The organism is Jiangella mangrovi (assembly GCF_014204975.1).
Taxonomy (GTDB): domain Bacteria; phylum Actinomycetota; class Actinomycetes; order Jiangellales; family Jiangellaceae; genus Jiangella; species Jiangella mangrovi.
Genome location: NZ_JACHMM010000001.1, coordinates 795,268 through 811,753 on the forward strand (window position 1 = coordinate 795,268; position 16,486 = coordinate 811,753).

At 72.6% G+C, this 16,486-nt stretch carries 16 protein-coding genes, 1 tRNA gene and 1 pseudogene; 4 read left to right on the top strand and 14 right to left on the bottom strand.

The features are described 5' to 3' along the window. Nucleotides 1–49: 49 nt before the first annotated feature. Nucleotides 50–123: transfer RNA gene (locus HD601_RS03625), tRNA-Leu, on the bottom strand. A gap of 159 nt (nucleotides 124–282) precedes the next feature. Here HD601_RS03625 and HD601_RS03630 point away from each other — a divergent pair. Then, a complete protein-coding gene (locus HD601_RS03630) occupies nucleotides 283–1,797 on the top strand; it encodes an amidase family protein (protein ID WP_184819424.1) in 1,515 nt (504 codons plus the stop codon). Nucleotides 1,798–2,048: 251 nt separating this feature from the next. On the opposite strand, the gene HD601_RS03635 is transcribed toward HD601_RS03630, so the two are convergent. From HD601_RS03635 to HD601_RS03650, 4 genes are all read right to left on the bottom strand, one after another. Then, nucleotides 2,049–2,594, bottom strand: coding sequence for a peptide deformylase (locus tag HD601_RS03635; RefSeq protein ID WP_184819426.1), 546 nt, complete (start codon nucleotides 2,592–2,594; stop codon nucleotides 2,049–2,051). Further along, a complete protein-coding gene (locus tag HD601_RS03640) occupies nucleotides 2,591–3,112 on the bottom strand; it encodes an ACT domain-containing protein (RefSeq protein WP_184819428.1) in 522 nt (173 codons plus the stop codon). Before HD601_RS03640 ends, HD601_RS03635 begins: the two co-directional genes overlap by 4 nt. Then, nucleotides 3,109–4,422, bottom strand: a complete 1,314-nt coding sequence (locus HD601_RS03645; protein ID WP_184819430.1) for an SAM-dependent methyltransferase — start codon at nucleotides 4,420–4,422, stop codon at nucleotides 3,109–3,111. The genes HD601_RS03640 and HD601_RS03645 overlap by 4 nt, the downstream gene beginning before the upstream one ends. 123 nt (nucleotides 4,423–4,545) lie before the next feature. Then, nucleotides 4,546–5,901, bottom strand: coding sequence for an NAD(P)/FAD-dependent oxidoreductase (locus HD601_RS03650; protein ID WP_221440513.1), 1,356 nt, complete (start codon nucleotides 5,899–5,901; stop codon nucleotides 4,546–4,548). A gap of 144 nt (nucleotides 5,902–6,045) precedes the next feature. On the opposite strand from HD601_RS03650, the pseudogene HD601_RS35380 reads away from it, so the two are divergent. Then, a pseudogene (locus HD601_RS35380) lies at nucleotides 6,046–6,222 on the top strand (ArsR/SmtB family transcription factor); the annotation flags it as partial. Nucleotides 6,223–6,273: 51 nt separating this feature from the next. Here the strand turns inward: HD601_RS35380 and HD601_RS03660 are convergent. Both HD601_RS03660 and HD601_RS03665 read right to left on the bottom strand, forming a co-directional pair. Beyond that, on the bottom strand, nucleotides 6,274–7,122 hold the full coding sequence (locus tag HD601_RS03660) for a uracil-DNA glycosylase family protein (RefSeq protein WP_184819434.1): 849 nt from the start codon (nucleotides 7,120–7,122) through the stop codon (nucleotides 6,274–6,276). 5 nt (nucleotides 7,123–7,127) lie between these two features. Further along, entirely contained in the window at nucleotides 7,128–8,249 is a 1,122-nt protein-coding gene (locus HD601_RS03665; RefSeq protein WP_221440515.1) for a hypothetical protein, read from the bottom strand. Nucleotides 8,250–8,397: 148 nt separating this feature from the next. Here HD601_RS03665 and HD601_RS03670 point away from each other — a divergent pair, with 148 nt between their 5' ends. After that, nucleotides 8,398–8,835 (top strand): SRPBCC family protein, encoded by a 438-nt coding sequence (locus HD601_RS03670; protein ID WP_184819439.1) that lies wholly within the window; start codon nucleotides 8,398–8,400, stop codon nucleotides 8,833–8,835. Here HD601_RS03670 and HD601_RS03675 read toward each other — a convergent pair. The 4 genes from HD601_RS03675 to eno are packed head-to-tail and all read right to left on the bottom strand — an operon-like array spanning nucleotide 8,825 to nucleotide 12,175. Beyond that, the gene (locus HD601_RS03675) at nucleotides 8,825–9,754 is read right to left on the bottom strand and encodes a Ppx/GppA phosphatase family protein (protein WP_184819441.1); all 930 of its coding nucleotides are present in this window, start codon (nucleotides 9,752–9,754) and stop codon (nucleotides 8,825–8,827) included. The two genes, HD601_RS03670 and HD601_RS03675, sit on opposite strands and share 11 nt — an antisense overlap. Continuing rightward, nucleotides 9,751–10,263 carry a DUF501 domain-containing protein gene (locus HD601_RS34565; protein ID WP_184819443.1) on the bottom strand — a complete coding sequence of 171 codons (513 nt, stop codon included), beginning with the start codon at nucleotides 10,261–10,263 and terminating at the stop codon, nucleotides 9,751–9,753. Before HD601_RS34565 ends, HD601_RS03675 begins: the two co-directional genes overlap by 4 nt. Continuing rightward, entirely contained in the window at nucleotides 10,260–10,886 is a 627-nt protein-coding gene (locus HD601_RS35385; RefSeq protein WP_184819445.1) for a septum formation initiator family protein, read from the bottom strand. Before HD601_RS35385 ends, HD601_RS34565 begins: the two co-directional genes overlap by 4 nt. Nucleotides 10,887–10,894: 8 nt before the next feature. Continuing rightward, nucleotides 10,895–12,175 carry a phosphopyruvate hydratase gene (gene eno, locus HD601_RS03690; protein ID WP_184819447.1) on the bottom strand — a complete coding sequence of 427 codons (1,281 nt, stop codon included), beginning with the start codon at nucleotides 12,173–12,175 and terminating at the stop codon, nucleotides 10,895–10,897. Nucleotides 12,176–12,369: 194 nt separating this feature from the next. Between eno and HD601_RS03695 the strand changes: the two genes are divergently transcribed. Beyond that, nucleotides 12,370–12,726: a VOC family protein gene (locus HD601_RS03695; protein WP_184819449.1), complete on the top strand. Its 357-nt coding sequence runs from the start codon at nucleotides 12,370–12,372 to the stop codon at nucleotides 12,724–12,726. Nucleotides 12,727–12,737: 11 nt separating this feature from the next. Here HD601_RS03695 and HD601_RS03700 read toward each other — a convergent pair whose 3' ends face one another. Genes HD601_RS03700 through HD601_RS03710 form a run of 3 tightly spaced genes read right to left on the bottom strand, consistent with a single transcriptional unit; the run spans nucleotide 12,738 to nucleotide 16,482 of the window. Further along, a complete protein-coding gene (locus HD601_RS03700; RefSeq protein WP_184819451.1) occupies nucleotides 12,738–14,594 on the bottom strand; it encodes a GH39 family glycosyl hydrolase in 1,857 nt (618 codons plus the stop codon). 18 nt (nucleotides 14,595–14,612) lie between these two features. Further along, nucleotides 14,613–15,518 carry a carbohydrate ABC transporter permease gene (locus HD601_RS03705; protein WP_184819453.1) on the bottom strand — a complete coding sequence of 302 codons (906 nt, stop codon included), beginning with the start codon at nucleotides 15,516–15,518 and terminating at the stop codon, nucleotides 14,613–14,615. Between the two features lie 10 nt (nucleotides 15,519–15,528). Further along, entirely contained in the window at nucleotides 15,529–16,482 is a 954-nt protein-coding gene (locus tag HD601_RS03710) for a carbohydrate ABC transporter permease (RefSeq protein ID WP_184819455.1), read from the bottom strand. Between the last annotated feature and the right edge of the window lie 4 nt (nucleotides 16,483–16,486).

The following is a 16,486-nucleotide window of genomic DNA, read 5'->3' on the forward strand; positions in this document are numbered from 1 at the left end:
GAACGGCCTCGAGCAGACGACTCGGACTCAGACGTGTGGATATTGTCTGTGCCCCCGGTCGGGTTCGAACCGACACTCTTCAGCTTTTAAGGCTGATGCCTCTGCCAGTTGGGCTACGGGGGCCGCCCATCAGTATCGCGCCTGGCGAGGCCGCTGTCTGCACTTGGGAATCCGGGGATGCAGCCGATTGGATCACGTATCACCGGCGCAATGATCCGGACATATCCGCTCCCTAGCCTCCTCTCGCCGAGCTCGAACGAATCGACCTCAGGAGGTCAGCGGATGTCTCGCAGGTCCCGGGCGGCCGCCGTCGCCGCCGCGATCACGCTCGTCACCGCCGTCACAGCCGCCGCCGCGGCGCCGGCGGTCAGCAAGGAGAAGTTCACCGTCGACGAGACGACGGTGGCGGAGGTCGAGGAGGCGCTGGCCGACGGCGATGTCTCCTGCCACGCGCTTGTCCGCGAGTACCTGCGCCGTATCGCGGCCTACGAGGACCGCGGGCCCGCTCTGAACACGCTGATCACCGTCGCGCCCGACGCGTTCCAGCAGGCGGTCGCGCTGGACCGGGCGTACGCCCGCAACCGCGGCCCGGTCGGCCCGCTGCACTGCATCCCCGTCGTGCTGAAGGACAACGTCGACACCACCGACATGCCGACGACCGCGGGGTCGCGGACGTTGGAGGGATCGGTCCCGGCGGTCGACGCGACCATCACGGCGCGGCTGCGCGAGGCCGGCGCGATCATCCTCGCCAAGGGCAACATGGACGAGTGGGCACACGGCGGCGCCGGCGGCTACAGCTCCGTCAATGGGCAGACGAAGAACCCGTACAACCTGGGCTCGCCCAGCGGGTCCAGCGGCGGGCCGGCCGCGGCAGTGGCGGCGAACTTCGCGGTCCTCGGCCTCGGCACCGACACGCTCGGCTCGATCCGCGGCCCCGTCAGCACCAACGGCCTGGCTGGCGTGAAGCCGACGCTCGGGCTGGTGCCGGGGACCGGAGTGGTGCCGTTCGCGCTCACCTTCGACGTCGCCGGGCCGATGACGCGGACGGTCACCGACGCGGCGCGGATGCTCGACGTCATCGCCGGCTACGACCCGGCCGACCCGCGCACCGCCGCGAGCATCGGGCAGGTGCCCGACAGCTACACCGACGGGCTCACGACCGACGCGCTGGACGGGGCCCGGATCGGTGTGCTGCGCACGTACTTCAACGCCGACCTGGAGCCGGTCATCGACGTCATGGGGGACCTGGGTGCTGAGGTGGTCGACGACCTGCGCGCGACGCCGCCGATGCAGAACCTCAACGGCCAGTACTACCAGCTGATCTCCGAGACCGAGTTCAAGACCCAGCTCGGCGAGTACCTGCAGGCCTACCGGCCGGACGCGGCTGTGCAGTCGCACGCGGACGTGCTGGCGGCCAGCTCGCAGCCCGGTTTCGGCATCGCCGACGCGGTCCTGGTGCGGCTGCAGCGCGAAGCGACCCGCGGCACCATGCTGGACCCCGACTACCTGGCCGCGGCCGCCTACGCCCCGGCGGCGATGCGCGCGGAGATCGACGCCATGCTGGAGGCGAACGACCTCGACGCGATCCTCATGAGCAGCGGCGGCTCGGCGCTGCAGAGCTTCAGCGGCTACCCCGGCGTCCTAGTCCCGGCCGGCGTCGACGAGGACGGCGACCCGTTCTCACTGCAGCTGCTCGGCCCGGCGTTCAGCGAGCCGGAGCTGCTCGGCTTCGCCTACGCCTACGAACAGGCCACCCACCACCGCCCGCTGCCGCCGTACGCGCCCCCGCTGCGCTGACCCGGCCCTGAGTGAGGTGCTCCTCGCCCCGGGCGAGGAGCACCTCACCCGCGTCGAGACCGGATCCGGCCCCGGATCAGCGCCGCATCCGGCGTTCCGGCGGGTGAGGTGCATCCGCCGCGAGTGCCGACCGCCGTCCCGCGACCGACCCGACCAGCCGTCCCCGCGGTCCCCGCCTGCGACGAAGCGAGCGCACGGACCGGCGGACCGAGCCGACGGGCCGAGCCGGCGGCCCGGCCGCGCGGCCGGGTCTACTGGTAGGTCTGCCGCGGAAAGATCGCGTGCGCGCCGGCGACGCGGTCGAGGAACAGGAAGCCGCCGCAGTGGTCGATCTCGTGCTGCAGCGCCCGCGCCTCGAACGCGTCGGTCTCGACGACGAGTTCCTCACCGCTGCCGGGGAGCAGGCCGCGCACCGTCAGCCGGGTCGCGCGCTTGACGTCGCCGGTGAGGTCGGGGACGGACATGCAGCCCTCGCGGCCCTTCTCCTTGCGCGTCGCCTCGACGACCTCGGCGTTGCAGAGCACGAACGTGCCGTGCGACGTGCGGGTCTTGGGGTGGGAGCTCACGTCGACGGCGAAGAGGTGCGCCGCGACGCCGACCTGGCAGGCCGCCAGCCCGACGCAGCCGGGCGAGACCCGCATGGTGGCGACCAGGTCGGCGGCCAACTGCACCACCTCAGGCGAAGCGGGGTCCACCAGCGGCGACGGCGTGGACAAGACGGCAGAGGGGGCGCGGACGACGGTCAGGACGTGGCCTGGCACCCCGAGGTCGGCCTCGGTCCAGTCGGCGATGCTCACAGGACGTCGGTCTCCTGCGGCCGCAGGGTGACCCCCACGCCCAGCTCCTCGCCCGCCGCGCGCAGCCGGACGGCGACATCGTCGGCATCGGCGTCCGCGGGCAGGTCGACCTCGGCGATGGCGACATAGAGGTCGCCGGTCAGCCGGGTCGTGAGGTCGGTGATGTTCCCGCCGGCCGCGGCCAGCACGCCGGTGACGGCGGACACGATGCCGGGCCGGTCGCCCCCGTGCACCGTCAGCACATAGGGCCGCAGCGAACCATGACCCGAGCCGTCCTCCTCGGGCACGGCGCGGGCGGACACCTGGAGCCGTCCGTCGGCGGCCAGGGGCGCGAGCGCACCCTCGACCTCCGACGGCGACCGGTCGCCGGAGCAGATCAGCATCATGGCGAAGTGCCCGCGCAGCAGGGTCATGGTGGAGTCTTCGAGGTTGAGGCCGAGCGCGGCGAGTCCGGCGGTGGCGTCGGCGATGATGCCGGGGCGGTCGTGCCCGATGACGGTGACGGCGATGAGGCTCACAGGCTCCATCCAACCGGACGCGCCAGGGGCAGGTCACTCCGGCCGTCGCCATACGGGCGAACGGCCAGCACCTGGTCCACCCCGATGCGCGCGGCGTCGAACGACACCGCCGACGCGGCCATGTAGAGCCGCCACACCCGCGCCCGGCCCTCGCCGGCCAGCTCGATCGCCCGGTGCCAGCCGCGCTCGAGGTTGCGTACCCAGGCGCGCAGCGTGCGGGCGTAGTGCTCGCGCAGCGCTTGCACGTCGCGGACCTCGAACCCGCCCGCCTCGAGCCGCTCCAGGACGTCGCCCACGGGGATCAGCTCGCCGTCGGGGAAGACGTAGGCGTCGATGAAGGTGCGCCGAGGCCGGGCCAGCCCACCGGCGCGCGGCCGCCCGGACCGCACGATCTGGTGGTTGAGCAGCCGGCCGCCCGGCCGCAGCAGGCTGTACAGCAGCGCCGCGTACTCGGGCCACAGGGCGGCGCCGAGGTGCTCGGCCATACCCACGCTGGCGACGGCGTCGTACGGCCCGTCGGTGACGTCGCGCCAGTCCTGCACGCGGATCTCGACCGCGTCGGAGAGGCCGGCGTCGGCGACCCGCTGCTTGGCGTACTCGGCCTGCGGCACCGACAGTGTCACGCCGACCGCCTCGACGCCGTAGTTCTGGGCGGCGTGCAGGACCAGCGAGCCCCAGCCGGAGCCGACGTCGAGCAGGCGCATGCCCGGCTGGAGGCCCAGCTTGTGGCAGATCAGCTCGTTCTTCGCCCGCTGCGCATCTTCGAGAGTGACGGCGTCAGCTGCGGTCTCGTCGTCGGCCCCCGCCCAGTAGGCGCAGGAGTAGACCATGGACGGGCCGAGCACGAGCTCGTAGAACTCGTTGCCGACGTCGTAGTGGTGGCTGATGGCGGCCTGGTCGCGGCCGCGCGAGTGACGGTCGCCGGCCAGCACGACCTCTTCGGGCGGCGGCTTGAGCGGCGGGCCGAGCGCCCCCAGCACGACGGCGAGGCGGATCACCTCGGCGCGGTCGGCGGAGGTGAACCGGCCGCGGTCGCCGAGGTCGCGCAGGGTGCCGTCCAGGCGGATCAGCGCCTCGTCGAGGTCACCCTCGACGTCGACCTCGCCGGCGACCCATGCCCGCGCGAGCCCGATCTCGTCGGGCTGCCACAGCAGCCGGCGCAGCGCGCGACGTGACCGGATGACCAGGACCGGACCGCCCTCGGGTCCGGCCTGAGCCCCGTCCCAGGTGCGTATGGCCAGCGGCAATGACCGTCCCAGCAGCCGCTCGACCAGGCCGGCGATGCGTCCGGCCGCTCCCCCAGTGGACATGGCGACCTCCCGTTCCCCGTCTGCCACGCTAGCGAGACGGCCGGGCGGCTGCCATGTCTTCGAAGGTCCACGGCGGGCGGCGCCGGATCGACCCGGCGCCGTGCCGTGCTCCCGCGCGGTAGCTCAGCCGCGCGGGAGCCGGCCACCCGCCGTGGCGGCGTGCTCCTCCGGGCGGTCGCCCGCCGATCCCGGGGCCGGCGTCTCGGCCGGCCGGAGCGGGATCGGCTGCGCTGCCCGGCGGAAGTCCTCGCGTGGCATCCGCATGCGGCCGAGCGTGACGACCTCGCGCTTGAACAGCAGCGCGAGCGTCCAGTCGACCACGACGCGGAACTTGCGGTTGAACGTCGGCATCTTGCTCATGTGGTAGGTGCGGTGCATGAACCAGGCCGCGAAGCCGCGGACCTTGATGCCGTAGGTGTGCGCCACGCCCTTGTAGAGGCCGAGGCTGGCGACGGAGCCGATGTACTTGTGCTTGTACGGCTTCGGCAGCCCGCCCTCGAGGTCGGCGATGATGTTCTTCGACAGCAGCTTCGCCTGCCGCACCGCGTGCTGGGCGTTCGGCGCCGTGTAGACGCCGGGCTCTCCGGCGGTGAGATCGGGGATGGCCGCGTTGTCGCCGGCCGCCCACGCGTCGTCGACGCCGTCGATGCGCATCTCCGGCAGGCAGCGCACCCGGCCCTTCTCGTCGAGCGGCAGGTCGCTGTTGGCCAGGACGGGGTTCGCCTTGACGCCCGCGGTCCAGACGATGGTGTCGGAGTCGAACGGCTTGCCCTTGGACAGCACGACGTGGCCGTCGACGCAGGACTTCAGGAGGGTCTCGAGGCGGATCTCGATGTCGCGCTTGCTCAGCTCGACGACGGTGTACTCGCCCATCTCGGGGCCGACCTCGGGCAGGATGCGCCCGGCCGCCTCGACGAGGACCCAGCGCATGTCGCGCGGCTGCAGCTGCGGGTAGTAGCGCAGCGCGTAGCGGGCCATGTCCTCGAGCTCGCCGAGCGCCTCGACGCCGGCGAACCCGCCGCCGACGAAGACGAACGTGAGCGCGCGCTTGCGCACCTCGGGGTCGGTGGTGGACGCCGCGACGTCGAGCCGGTCCAGCACGTGGTTGCGAAGCGCGATGGCCTCTTCGATCTGCTTGAAGCCGATGCCGACCTCGGCCAGGCCCGGGATGGGCAGCGTCCGCGAGATGGAACCCAGGGCGACGACGATGATGTCGTAGCCGAGCTCGTACTCGTCGCCGATCTCCGGTTTGACGGTGACGGACTTGTTCGCGTGGCTGATGGAGGTGACCTCGCCGGTGATGACGTTGCAGCGCTTCAGCACCCGCCGGAGGGGCACGACGACGTGCCTCGGCTCCAGCGCGCCGGCTGCCGCTTCGGGCAGGAACGGCTGGTAGGTCATGTAGGAACGTGGATCGATCACCGTGATGCGGGCCTGGCTCCGCTTGAGCGAGCGCTGCAACCCGAGCGCGGTGTACATGCCGACGTAACCTCCGCCGACAATGAGGATGTGCGGGGTTCCGGTGCGTCCAGCTCTCCCGTTCATGTCTCCAGCCTATGCGCTTGTGAACGCATTCACAAGCCCTTTCACGGTGCGCTCGACCACACTCACGCTTCGGCCGTCGCGTGGACCGCGGCCGAGCTGGCGCGCACCGCCGGTGTCGCGCCGTCGACCGCCACCGAGCACCTGAACCTGCTGGTCTCTGGCGGACTGCTAGCCGAGGAGCGCCTGGGCCGGCACCGCTACCTGCGCCTCGCCGACGACGCCGCCGAGCTGATCGAGCGGCTGACCGCGGCCGCCCTCATGGCGGAGGCGGCGCTGGCCCGCGAGCTGGGCGTCGACCTGCCCTGATCAGGTGGCCGCCGCCCGCCGGAACACGTCGTCGAGCATGCCGACGGTGAGCCTGCCGGTGAAGGTGTTCTGCTGGCTCGGGTGGTAGCTCCCGATCAGCCGCACCGCTGACGCCGTCGTCGATGAGTCGCCCGACGGCGTGAGCGTCACCTCCGCGCCGTGCCCGAACACGGGCCGCGGCCGGGGTACCGCCAGCCCGGCCCGGCCGAGCGTACGCAGCGCGGCGGCCCACGCGAACGACCCGAGCGCGACCGCGGCGCGCACCGTCGGCAGCACCAGCTCCACCTCGCGGTCCAGCCAGGGCGAGCAGGCGTCGCGCTCCTGCGGGGTCGGCTTGTTGTCCGGCGGCGCGCACCGGACGGCGGCGATGATGCGGGCGCCGGTCAGCTCCAGGCCGTCGCCGGCGTGCGTCGCGGTCGGCTGGTTCGCCAGGCCGGCGCGGTGCAGGGCGGCGTAGAGCCAGTCGCCGCTGCGGTCGCCGGTGAAGACGCGGCCGGTGCGGTTGCCGCCGTTCGCCGCCGGCGCCAGCCCGAACACCAGGACGCGCGGGCGCGGGTCGCCCCAGCCGACCGTCGGGCGGCCCCAGTAGGGCTGGTCGGCGAAGGACTTGCGCTTCTCGCGGGCGACGTCCTCGCGCCAGGTGACGAGCCGCTGGCAGGCGCGGCAGACCGACGAGCGCGCCTCGATCTGCGCGAGCGTCGCGCCGCCCGCGAGCCGGACCACGTCGTCCGGCGACGCCGCCACCGGGGTCGCGGCGTCGGCCGGGTCGCCGGGCCAGCCGGTCCCCGGCGCAACGGGGCTGGGGAACGGCTGGCCGGTGAGCGGATGGGGCAGGAGCACGCCCCACATTGTGCCTAGCGCGTGATGACGCCGGTCAGGCGGTCGTAGCGGATCACCGTCGACACGCTCTCGCGCGGGTCGGCCAGGCCGGTCACCTCGAACGCGGTGACGCCGTGGCGCACCCGGTCGACCGTGGCGATGCGCAGCCACGGCTGCTGGTCGCGCAGGACCGTGACCTCCTCGACCAGCGTGCCGTCGCGGCCGGCGGCGATGGCGAACGTCGGGCCCTCGGGCGCGGCGATGTCGATGCCGCCGTCCTCGCGCAGCGTCATCGTGCAGGTGAGGTTGCCGCGGCCGCCGTTGGCCGTCCCGATGAAGTCATATAGCGGGGCCGGGTCGCCGGGGTAGTACCGCAGCCGGCCCAGACCGGTCACGTCCATGCCGTTGTAGAAGTTCCTGCCCTCGCGGTCCAACCAGAGGTGCGGGTTGTGCGTCTTGGCGTTGAAGTCGCGGCCGGAGTTGTACGAGATGTGCCAGTGCGGCGGGTTGTCGGCGTGCAGCGTGTTGTTGGTCTCGAAGCCCATCAGCACCCAGCGGTGGCCCTTCGCGGCCGCCGTCGCGACCAGGCCCGACGCATGGCAGATGTAGTTCGCGGCGACCAGCTGGTGCACGACGGAGCGGACCTCGCCGGCCGGCCACGGCACCGTCGTCCACGGGCCGGCGACGCGGTCGGCGTCGTTGTGCTCGATGCGCCAGTTCATGCCGGGCACGTTCTCGGGGAAGCTCCACACCTGCAGCGTCGGCTGGTTGGCGTCGGCCGACGTCTGGGTGACGGGCAGCGTGAACGTGAAGCGGTCGCCGTCGGAGGGGTCGGGGCGCAGCGCCAGGCGGGTGTCCTGGTGGACGACGGTCTCGACGGCGACGTCCGGCCAGCGCACGGCGATCTCGATGCCGGGGCTGCGCGGTCCGACGACGAACGTGTAGTACTCGGCCCGGCTGGCCACGGAGTAGCGGGTGCCGGCCAGGATGCTGTAGCCCGCCGGCAGCGTGATCTCGGGGACGCTCGGGGTGTCGGGCCGGGTGCGGACGACGCGGAACGCGGCGTACGCGGTGGGCTCGGCGGACGTGGCGGCCGACGGCAGCGTCAGCGCCAGACCCGCTGCGGAGGCACCCGCGATGAGGGTGCGTCGGGTCAATGGTCCGGGCATGTGATGGCCTTTCTCTCGTGGAGTCGACCCCCGTGTCACGTCCGAATGATCACGGTATGGCATGAACCGACACGCAGAGTCGAGCTGAACGGAGGTTGAAGACTGCCCCGGCCGATCGTTCGCTACCGTTCCACGTATGACCGGCGCGCAGCACCATCTGACCGGCACCCTGCACGTCGCCCTGCCGCCGGCCGAGGCGTTCGTCCTCTTCACGCCGCGCGGTGAGATCGCGTGGGCGCCCGGGTGGGAGCCGCGGTTCGCTCTGCCCACCGATGACGACACCGCGCCCGGGACGGCGTTCGAGACCGGCGCCCACGGCGAGCACACGATCTGGGTGGTCCTGCAGCGCGACCCCGGCCGGAGCATCTCCTACGCGCGGGTGACGCCGGGTTCGCGGGCCGGGGTCGTCCGGGTGTCACTGCGGCCCGGCGGGGACGGCGGCAGTGACGTGACCGTCACCTACGAGCTGACCGCACTCACCCCGGAGGCGGCGGCAGAGCTGGACCGGTTCGCCGACGGTTACGCGGCCTACCTGCGAGAGTGGGAGCAGCTGATCGGGGCGCTCAGCCGCTGACCATGCTCCAGGCGATGCCGTCGAGGATGTCGTGCTCGCTGACCAGCACCTCGTCGACGCCGGCGCGGTCGACCACGCAGCGCAGCACCAGCGCGCCCGCGCCGATGACGTCGGCCCGGCCCGGGTGCATGGGCCCGATGGCCAGCCGTTCGTCGTGGGTGAGCGTGAGCAGGTGGTCGCTGATGGCGCGGGCCTCGGCGGCGGGGATGCGGCTGTGGTGGATGGCTGCGGAGTCGTACTCGGCCAGCCCCAGATGGATCGCGGCGACCGTGGTGACCGATCCGGCAACCCCGACCAGCGTGCGGGCGTCGGCGACGGGCACGACGGCGGCGGCTTCGTCGAGGGCGGCCTCGATGTCGGCGCGGGCGGCGGCGATCTGCTCGGCGGTGGGCTGGTCGGTCAGGAACCGCCGCTCGGTCAGCCGGACACAGCCGATGTCGACGCTACGCGCCGCCGTGACGCCGCCGGTGGACCCGAGCGCCAGCTCCGTCGACCCGCCACCGATGTCGACCACCAGGAAGGGCGCCGTGCCGTTGCCGGGGAGCCCGCGGACGGCGCCGTCGAACGAGAGCCCGGCCTCGGCCGCCCCGGACACCACCTCGGGCTCGACGCCGAGGACGCGGACGACGCCGGCGACGAACTCGTCGCGGTTGGCGGCGTCGCGGGTGGCGCTGGTGGCGACCATGCGGACGTGGTCGGCGCCGAGGTCATGGATGACGGCGGCGTACTCGGCCAGCGCCTCGAACGTGCGCTCCAGTGCCTCCGGGGCCAGCACGCCGGTGCGGTCGACGTCCTTGCCGAGGCGGACGATGCGCAGCCGGCGGTCGAGGTCGTGCTGCTTGTTCGCCGCGACGTCGAGGTCGGTGACCAGGAGCCGGATCGAGTTGGTGCCGCAGTCGATGGCGGCGACGCGGGTCATTCGGGCCTCCAGTCGCACGTGGCCGGCGTCCAGGTGGCGGCCATGAGCCCCAGCGCGCGGTCGCCCAGCGGGTTCACGCCGGGGCCGGCCGCCAGGCTGTGCGCGACGAGGACGTGCAGGCACTTGACGCGGTCGGGCATGCCGCCGGCCGAGACGCCGGCGATCTCCTCGACGTGTCCGGCGGCCTCACGCTGCGCGAGGTAGGACTCGTGCGCCGCCCGGTAGGCCGCGGCCAGCTCGGGGTCGGCGGCCAGCTCCTCGGTCAGCTCGCGCATGACGCCGACCGACTCGAGCGTCGACGTCGCGGCGACGGCGCGCGGGCAGGTCAGGTAGTACAGCGTCGGGAACGGCGTGCCGTCGGGCAGCCGCGGCTCGGTCTCGACGACGGACGGATGGCCGGCGCCGTCGGGCCCGCACCGGGCCGCGACGGCTCGCACGCCGCGGACCGGGCGGCCGAGCTGCTGGGTGACGGTGTCGAGGTCGGTCTGCGTGGGTGGCGTGGCGCTCACTCGCCGCTGTCTCCGTCGTCGACCGGTGCGTCGGGGTCGGGCGGCGGGCTGTCGGCGAAGGTGACCGACGCCCAGAGCCGCTCGTACCAGGCGCCCTGCCCGGCCGGCGGCAACCCGTCGGCGGCGCCGGCGGTGGTCTCCTCGGCGGCGTCGGGGTCGGGCAGCACGATGTAGCTCTGCTCGCCCGGCAGCACGAACCCGAGCCGCTCACGCGCCTGGGCGGCGACGTAGGCGGGGTCCTCCCAGAGCCGCAGCTCCTGCTCGAGCTGCTCGACCGACGCGGTCAGCTCCTGCTGCTCGCGCTGTAGCTCGACCCGTTCGCGGTGCTGGTCGAACCAGGCCCGCAGCGGGTACGCGTAGGACACCAGCAACACCGCCAGCACCAGCGCGAGCACGGCGGCCCGGCCGGTGACCGACGGGCGGCCGCCCTTGGGCTGCGGCCGCCGCGGCGGCGGTGGGGGTGGCGGGCCGTCGGCGGAGTCGGCGCGGGGCCGAGCTGCCGCCGTCGTGCCACCCTTGGGCGCGCGGGCCGCCGGACGACCGGCCCGGCCCGCGCTGGGACGTCGCGCCGTGCCAGCGCCCGCCGCGGGGCGGGCGCTGGGCGAACGACGCGACGTGGCCACGGCGGCTCCTAGGCCTGGAACCGCGGGAAGGCCGACGAGCCGGCGTAGCGGGCGGCGTCGTCGAGCTCTTCCTCGATGCGCAGCAGCTGGTTGTACTTGGCGACCCGCTCGGACCGGGCCGGGGCGCCGGTCTTGATCTGGCCGGCGTTGGTGGCGACGGCGAGGTCGGCGATGGTGGTGTCCTCGGTCTCGCCCGACCGGTGGCTGATCATGCAGGTGAAGCCGGAGCGCTGCGCCAGCGAGACCGCGTCGAGCGTCTCGGTCAGCGAGCCGATCTGGTTGACCTTGACCAGCAGCGAGTTGGCGGCGTGCTCCTTGATGCCGCGCTCGAGCCGCTCGGGGTTGGTGACGAAGAGGTCGTCGCCGACGATCTGCAGCTTCGAGCCCAGCACGTCGGTGAGCGCCGCCCAGCCGGACCAGTCGTCCTCCGACAGCGGGTCCTCGATGGACACCAGCGGGTAGGCGCCGGCCAGCTCCTCGTAGTACTTCGTGAGCTTTGCGGCCGAGATGCTCTTGCCCTCGAAGGAGTACGTGCCGTCCGCGTAGAACTCCGTGGACGCGACGTCGAGGGCCAGCGCGATCTGCGCGCCCGGCGTGAAGCCGGCCTTCTCGATGGCCGTGACGATGATGTCGAGCGCGTCGCGGTTGCTCGGCAGGTTCGGCGCGAAGCCGCCCTCGTCGCCGAGGCCCGTGCCCAGGCCGCGCTCCTTCAGCACGCCCTTGAGCGTGTGGTAGACCTCGACGCCCCAGCGCAGCGCCTCGCGGTAGGTCTCGGCGCCGATCGGCGCGATCATGAACTCCTGGATGTCGACGTTGCTGTCCGCGTGCGCGCCGCCGTTGAGGATGTTCATCATCGGCACCGGCAGGACGTGCGCGTTCGGGCCGCCCAGGTAGCGGAACAGCGGCAGCTCGGCCGACTCGGCGGCGGCCTTCGCGACCGCCAGCGAGACGCCGAGAATGGCGTTGGCGCCGAGCTTGCCCTTGTTCAGGGTGCCGTCGAGGTCGATCAGGGCCTGGTCGATGAGGCGCTGGTCGCTGGCCTCGAAGCCCAGCAGCTCGGGCGCGACCTCGTCCATGATGGCCGTGACGGCCTTGTCCACGCCCTTGCCCAGGTAGCGGGCGGGGTCGCCGTCGCGCAGCTCGACCGCCTCGAACGCGCCGGTGGAGGCGCCGGACGGGACGGCGGCGCGGGCAATGGTGCTGTCGTCGAGAGCCACCTCGACCTCGACCGTCGGGTTGCCCCGGGAGTCGAGGATCTCGCGTGCTCCGATTGCTTCGATCGTGGCCACGTATCGTCTCCTGCGGTGGGTCGCTGTCGTCTCCGTACGTGGGTGCAGTGACGACGGCGGCGCTGCACGCTCGTACGACCGCAGCCTACCCGGACCAAGCACCCGATCCCGGACCGACGGGCCGCGCGTGGCCGCCATCGAAGATCCACGAGTTCCGGACGCGGATCGTCCGGAACCGCTCCTACAGTGCCTACATGGCCATCGCACGCTTCCCGAGTCTCGTGATCGACTGTCCCGACGCGACCGCTCTCGCCACCTTCTACGGCTCACTACTGGACTGGAAGGTCGAGCTCTCCCCCGGCTGGGCCGACGTCCGCGCCGACTACGGCCAGTGCATCTCCTTCCAGCAGGTCGAGGGGTACACGCCGCCTCGCTGGCCGGGCCAGGAGATCCCGCAGCAGACGCATCTCGACGTGATGGTCGACGACCTCGACGTCGCCGAGGCGGCGGTGCTCGAGCTCGGCGCGACCAAGCACGAGCACCAGCCGGGAACGTCGTTCCGGGTGTTCCTCGATCCCGCGGGGCACCCGTTCTGTCTCTGCGTGGACTAACACCCCGGGCGTCAGCCCACGACGGGGACCAGCTCGACCAGGGACATCGAGGGGTTGGGCAGGTCGAACTCGACGTCGACGGCGCCGCCGGCCACCGTCAGCGGGCGGGGCGGGTGGAGCTCGTCGAGCCGGTCCGCGGCACGCAGCTCGGCCCACTGCGCGTCGGTGGGCCACGCCGCCCCGCCGCCGATCCGGCGCCAGACCGCGGGGACGCACGAGTGGTCGTCGTCGACCCGGCGGTGGCGCAGTTCGTAGTCGCCGTCCGGCAGGCCGGTGAACCGCAGGGACACCCGTCGCCCCAGGTCGGCCGACCCGGCCGCCTTGGACTGGTCCAGCGTCCCGTTCCACACCAGCGCCGCCACCCGGCCCTCGCCGGGGTCCAGGGAAGCCAGCGACTCCACCAGCGAGTCCGCGCCGTCCCCCGACGCCCGCACCGACAGTCGCCGCGACGGCAGCGCCGCCAGCATCGCCAGCGCCCACCACCGGGGCTTGCGCAGCTCACCGACGGTGCGCAGGCCGAACCCGCCGTGGAACAGCGCCGGCGGCCGGCCCAGCTCCTCGAAGTGGTCCGACACCACCCAGTACGACAGCGCCTCGATGCGGCCCATGGCCGAGCGCATGCCCCGCAGTAGGAACACCGCCGCGAACACCGACTCGCTGACCTCGTTGAAGTGCGTCGGGGTGACGCCCCACTCCGTCCACCAGAGCGGCAGCCCCTGGTACCCGTGCCGCGACAGCACCGGCCGCAGGTCCAGCGGCGGCGAGCCGTACGTGTGGGTCGACACGAAGTCCAGCGGCTCCTTCGTCGACGCCAGCAGCTGGTCGACCCAGCCGGCCGCCGCCGACGACGGCCCGCCGACGCGCAGCCCGTCGTCCACGGACTTCACCGCGCGGACCGCGACGTCGTGCAGGCGGAAGAACTCGTCGGGCGTGCCGGACCAGAAGACCTCGAGGTTGGCCTCGTTCCACACCTCGAACGCCCACCGGTCGCGCACCTCCTCCAGCCCATAGCGCTCGACCAGGTGCGCCACGAACGCCCGCACCAGGTCGTACCAGCGGTCCCAGTCCTTCGGCGGGGAGATGATCGCGCCGTACTCGAACACCGTCGCCGACGGGTCCGAGGCGAGGTCGCGCGGCATGAAGGAGATCTCGACGATCGGCCGCAGCCCCAGCGACAGGATCATGTCGTAGACGCGGTCGACGCCGGTGAAGTCGTGGACGGGCTCGCCGTCGACCTCGCGGTAGACGCCGAGGTCGTCGCAGAGGATGCCGTGCGCGCGCACCGTCTCGACGCCGAGCTCCTCGTGCGCGGCCCGCAGCGCCGCCCGCAGCTCCGCGCCGATCTCGTGCCCGCCGGTGCGGTCGGTGGAGAGCGCGTGCGAGAGGTGCTCGCTGCCGATCATCGGCGCCCAGGGCCGGTCCAGCTCGCCCTCGTCGGACCCGGCATCGACGACGACGGCGACCGGCTCACCTGCCGTCGCGCCCGGGTCCGCGAGCGGGGCCGCCACGACCGGGGAGCTCAGCGGGCCGACGTGGTCGACGGAGGCGACGGCGGCGACGGCGTACCAGCGCTCGACGCCCGGTTCGCCGGTGGTGTCGGCGTACGGGCCGTGCGGGACGGACAGCACGTCGCGGCCCTGGTGGTCCAGCGGCTCGAACGGGCCGTCGGCCGATGCGCCCACGTGCACCAGGTACCCGGCCGCGCCCTCGACCAGCTCCCACGACAGCGTGACCTGCGCCCGCCCGGGTCTCGCCGTCAGGCCCGCGGGCGCCGCGAGCGCCACGCCGGCGCCGTCGGAGCCGGCCACGCCGCTGGACCGGCCGAGCCTGGTCTCGAAGTCGGTACGGGCGTCGGTCTCACTGCTCACGCGTCTGTCCTTCCACCATCACTTGATGCCGGTCATCGCGATGCCCTGGACGAAGTACCGCTGCACCGCGAGGAACAGCACGACCACTGGCACGACCACGACGACGGCGCCGGCCAGCAGCAGTCCGTACTGCGTGGCGTTCTGGCCGACGGAGTACAGCGCGAGCGCGACCGGCAGGGTGTACTTGTCCTCCGTCTGCGCCACGACCAGTGGCCAGAGGAAGTTGTTCCACGACGTCAGGAACGTCAGGATGCCCAGCGTCGCCAGGGCCGGCCCGGTGAGCGGCAGCATGACGCTCCAGAAGATCCGCAGCTCGCCGGCGCCGTCGACGCGGGCGGCCTGGATCAGCTCGTCCGGCAGCCCCAGGAAGTACTGCCGCATGAGGAACACGCCCAGCGGCCCGACCAGGTACGGCAGGATCAGCCCGGGGTACGTGTTGGTCAGGCCCATGTTGCTGACCAGCACGAACAGCGGCACGAACGTCACCATGCCGGGCACCATCAGGGTCCCGAGCACGATGACGAACACCAGCCGTTTGCCGCGGAACTCCAGCTTGGCCAGCGCGTAGCCGAGCATCGAGCCGAACACCAGGTTCCCGAGCGTCACGACGACCGCGACGACGATCGAGTTGACGAAGTAGGTCGGGAAGCTCAGCCGGTCGAACAGCTCGCCGTAGTTCTCCAGCGTGAACGTCTCAGGCAGCCAGGTCGGCGGGATCGACCGCACCTCGGCCTCGGGCTTCACCGACGACAGCAGCATCCAGACGAACGGCAGCGCCATGACCAGCACGCCGACGGACAGCACGACATAGAGCCAGCGCGACGGCGCCCGCTCGGCGTTGGTCCGCCCGGCCGGCTCCGCGTCGCCCGGCCGCAGGCTGTCGCCGTCGTCGATGGTGGACGGGGGTGGGGTGTAGGTGGTCATCGCCGGCCCCTCACGTCTTCGGCCGGAGCACGCGGAACTGGATCGCCGTCAGGACGACGATGGCCACGAAGAGCACGTAGCTGGCCGCCGAGGCGTAGCCGTAGTTCCCGAAGCTGAACTGGTCGTAGGTGTAGTAGGCCACGGAACGGGTCGCGTTGAGCGGCCCGCCGTTGGTCATGACGAACGACTCCTCGAAGAACTGCAGGTAGCCGATGCCGGTGATGACGGCGCCGAACAGCAGCACCGGGCGCAGCAGCGGCAGCGTCACGTGCCGGAACCGCTGCCAGCGCCCGGCGCCGTCGACCTCGGCCGCCTCGAGCAGCTCACGCGGCACCGTCTGCAGCCCTGCCAGGAAGATCACCATGAGCGTGCCGAGGTTGCGCCAGGTCGCCATGGCGATGACCGACGGCAGCGCCAGCGACGGCTCGCCCAGCCAGTCCGGGCCGTCGATGCCGACGACCCCCAGCAGCTGGTTGATCGGCCCGGTGTCCGGCTGCAACAGGAAGCGCCAGACGACGGCGACGGCGACGATGCTGGTGACGACCGGCAGGTAGAACCCGAGCCGGAAGAACGCCCGCAGCCGGGTGATGCGGTTCAGCCCGACCGCCGCCGCCAGCGCCAGCACCATGGTCAGCGGCACGCCCACCGCCACGAAGATCGCCGTGTTGAGCGCGACCTTGCGGAACAGCGGATCCTGGAACAGCGCCGTGTAGTTGTCGATGCCGGCGAGGTCGACGGCGAACGGCGTGCGCACGTCGGTGCTGCGCATGTCGGTGAAGCTCATCACCAGCGACGCGAAGACCGGGCCGACGGTGAAGGCCGCGAACAGCAGCAGGAACGGCAGCGCGAGCAGCCAGGCGGTGCGGGTCTGCCGTCGCTGCAGCAGCGACCGGCGCCGTTTGGTGCCCGGCGAGCCGCCCACGGGGGACGGGCGGCTCGCCGGAGCCGTGGTGGCGGTGGCCATGGCC

Coding starts and splice junctions, on each gene's coding strand:
- HD601_RS03630 (WP_184819424.1), top strand. CDS start 283: ATGTCTCGCAGGTCCCGGGCGGCCGCCGTCGCCGCCGCGATCACGCTC.
- HD601_RS03645 (WP_184819430.1), bottom strand. CDS start 4,422: ATGTCCACTGGGGGAGCGGCCGGACGCATCGCCGGCCTGGTCGAGCGG.
- HD601_RS03650 (WP_221440513.1), bottom strand. CDS start 5,901: ATGTACACCGCGCTCGGGTTGCAGCGCTCGCTCAAGCGGAGCCAGGCC.
- HD601_RS03660 (WP_184819434.1), bottom strand. CDS start 7,122: ATGTGGGGCGTGCTCCTGCCCCATCCGCTCACCGGCCAGCCGTTCCCC.
- HD601_RS03670 (WP_184819439.1), top strand. CDS start 8,398: ATGACCGGCGCGCAGCACCATCTGACCGGCACCCTGCACGTCGCCCTG.
- HD601_RS03675 (WP_184819441.1), bottom strand. CDS start 9,754: ATGACCCGCGTCGCCGCCATCGACTGCGGCACCAACTCGATCCGGCTC.
- HD601_RS03695 (WP_184819449.1), top strand. CDS start 12,370: ATGGCCATCGCACGCTTCCCGAGTCTCGTGATCGACTGTCCCGACGCG.
- HD601_RS03705 (WP_184819453.1), bottom strand. CDS start 15,518: ATGACCACCTACACCCCACCCCCGTCCACCATCGACGACGGCGACAGC.
- HD601_RS03710 (WP_184819455.1), bottom strand. CDS start 16,482: ATGGCCACCGCCACCACGGCTCCGGCGAGCCGCCCGTCCCCCGTGGGC.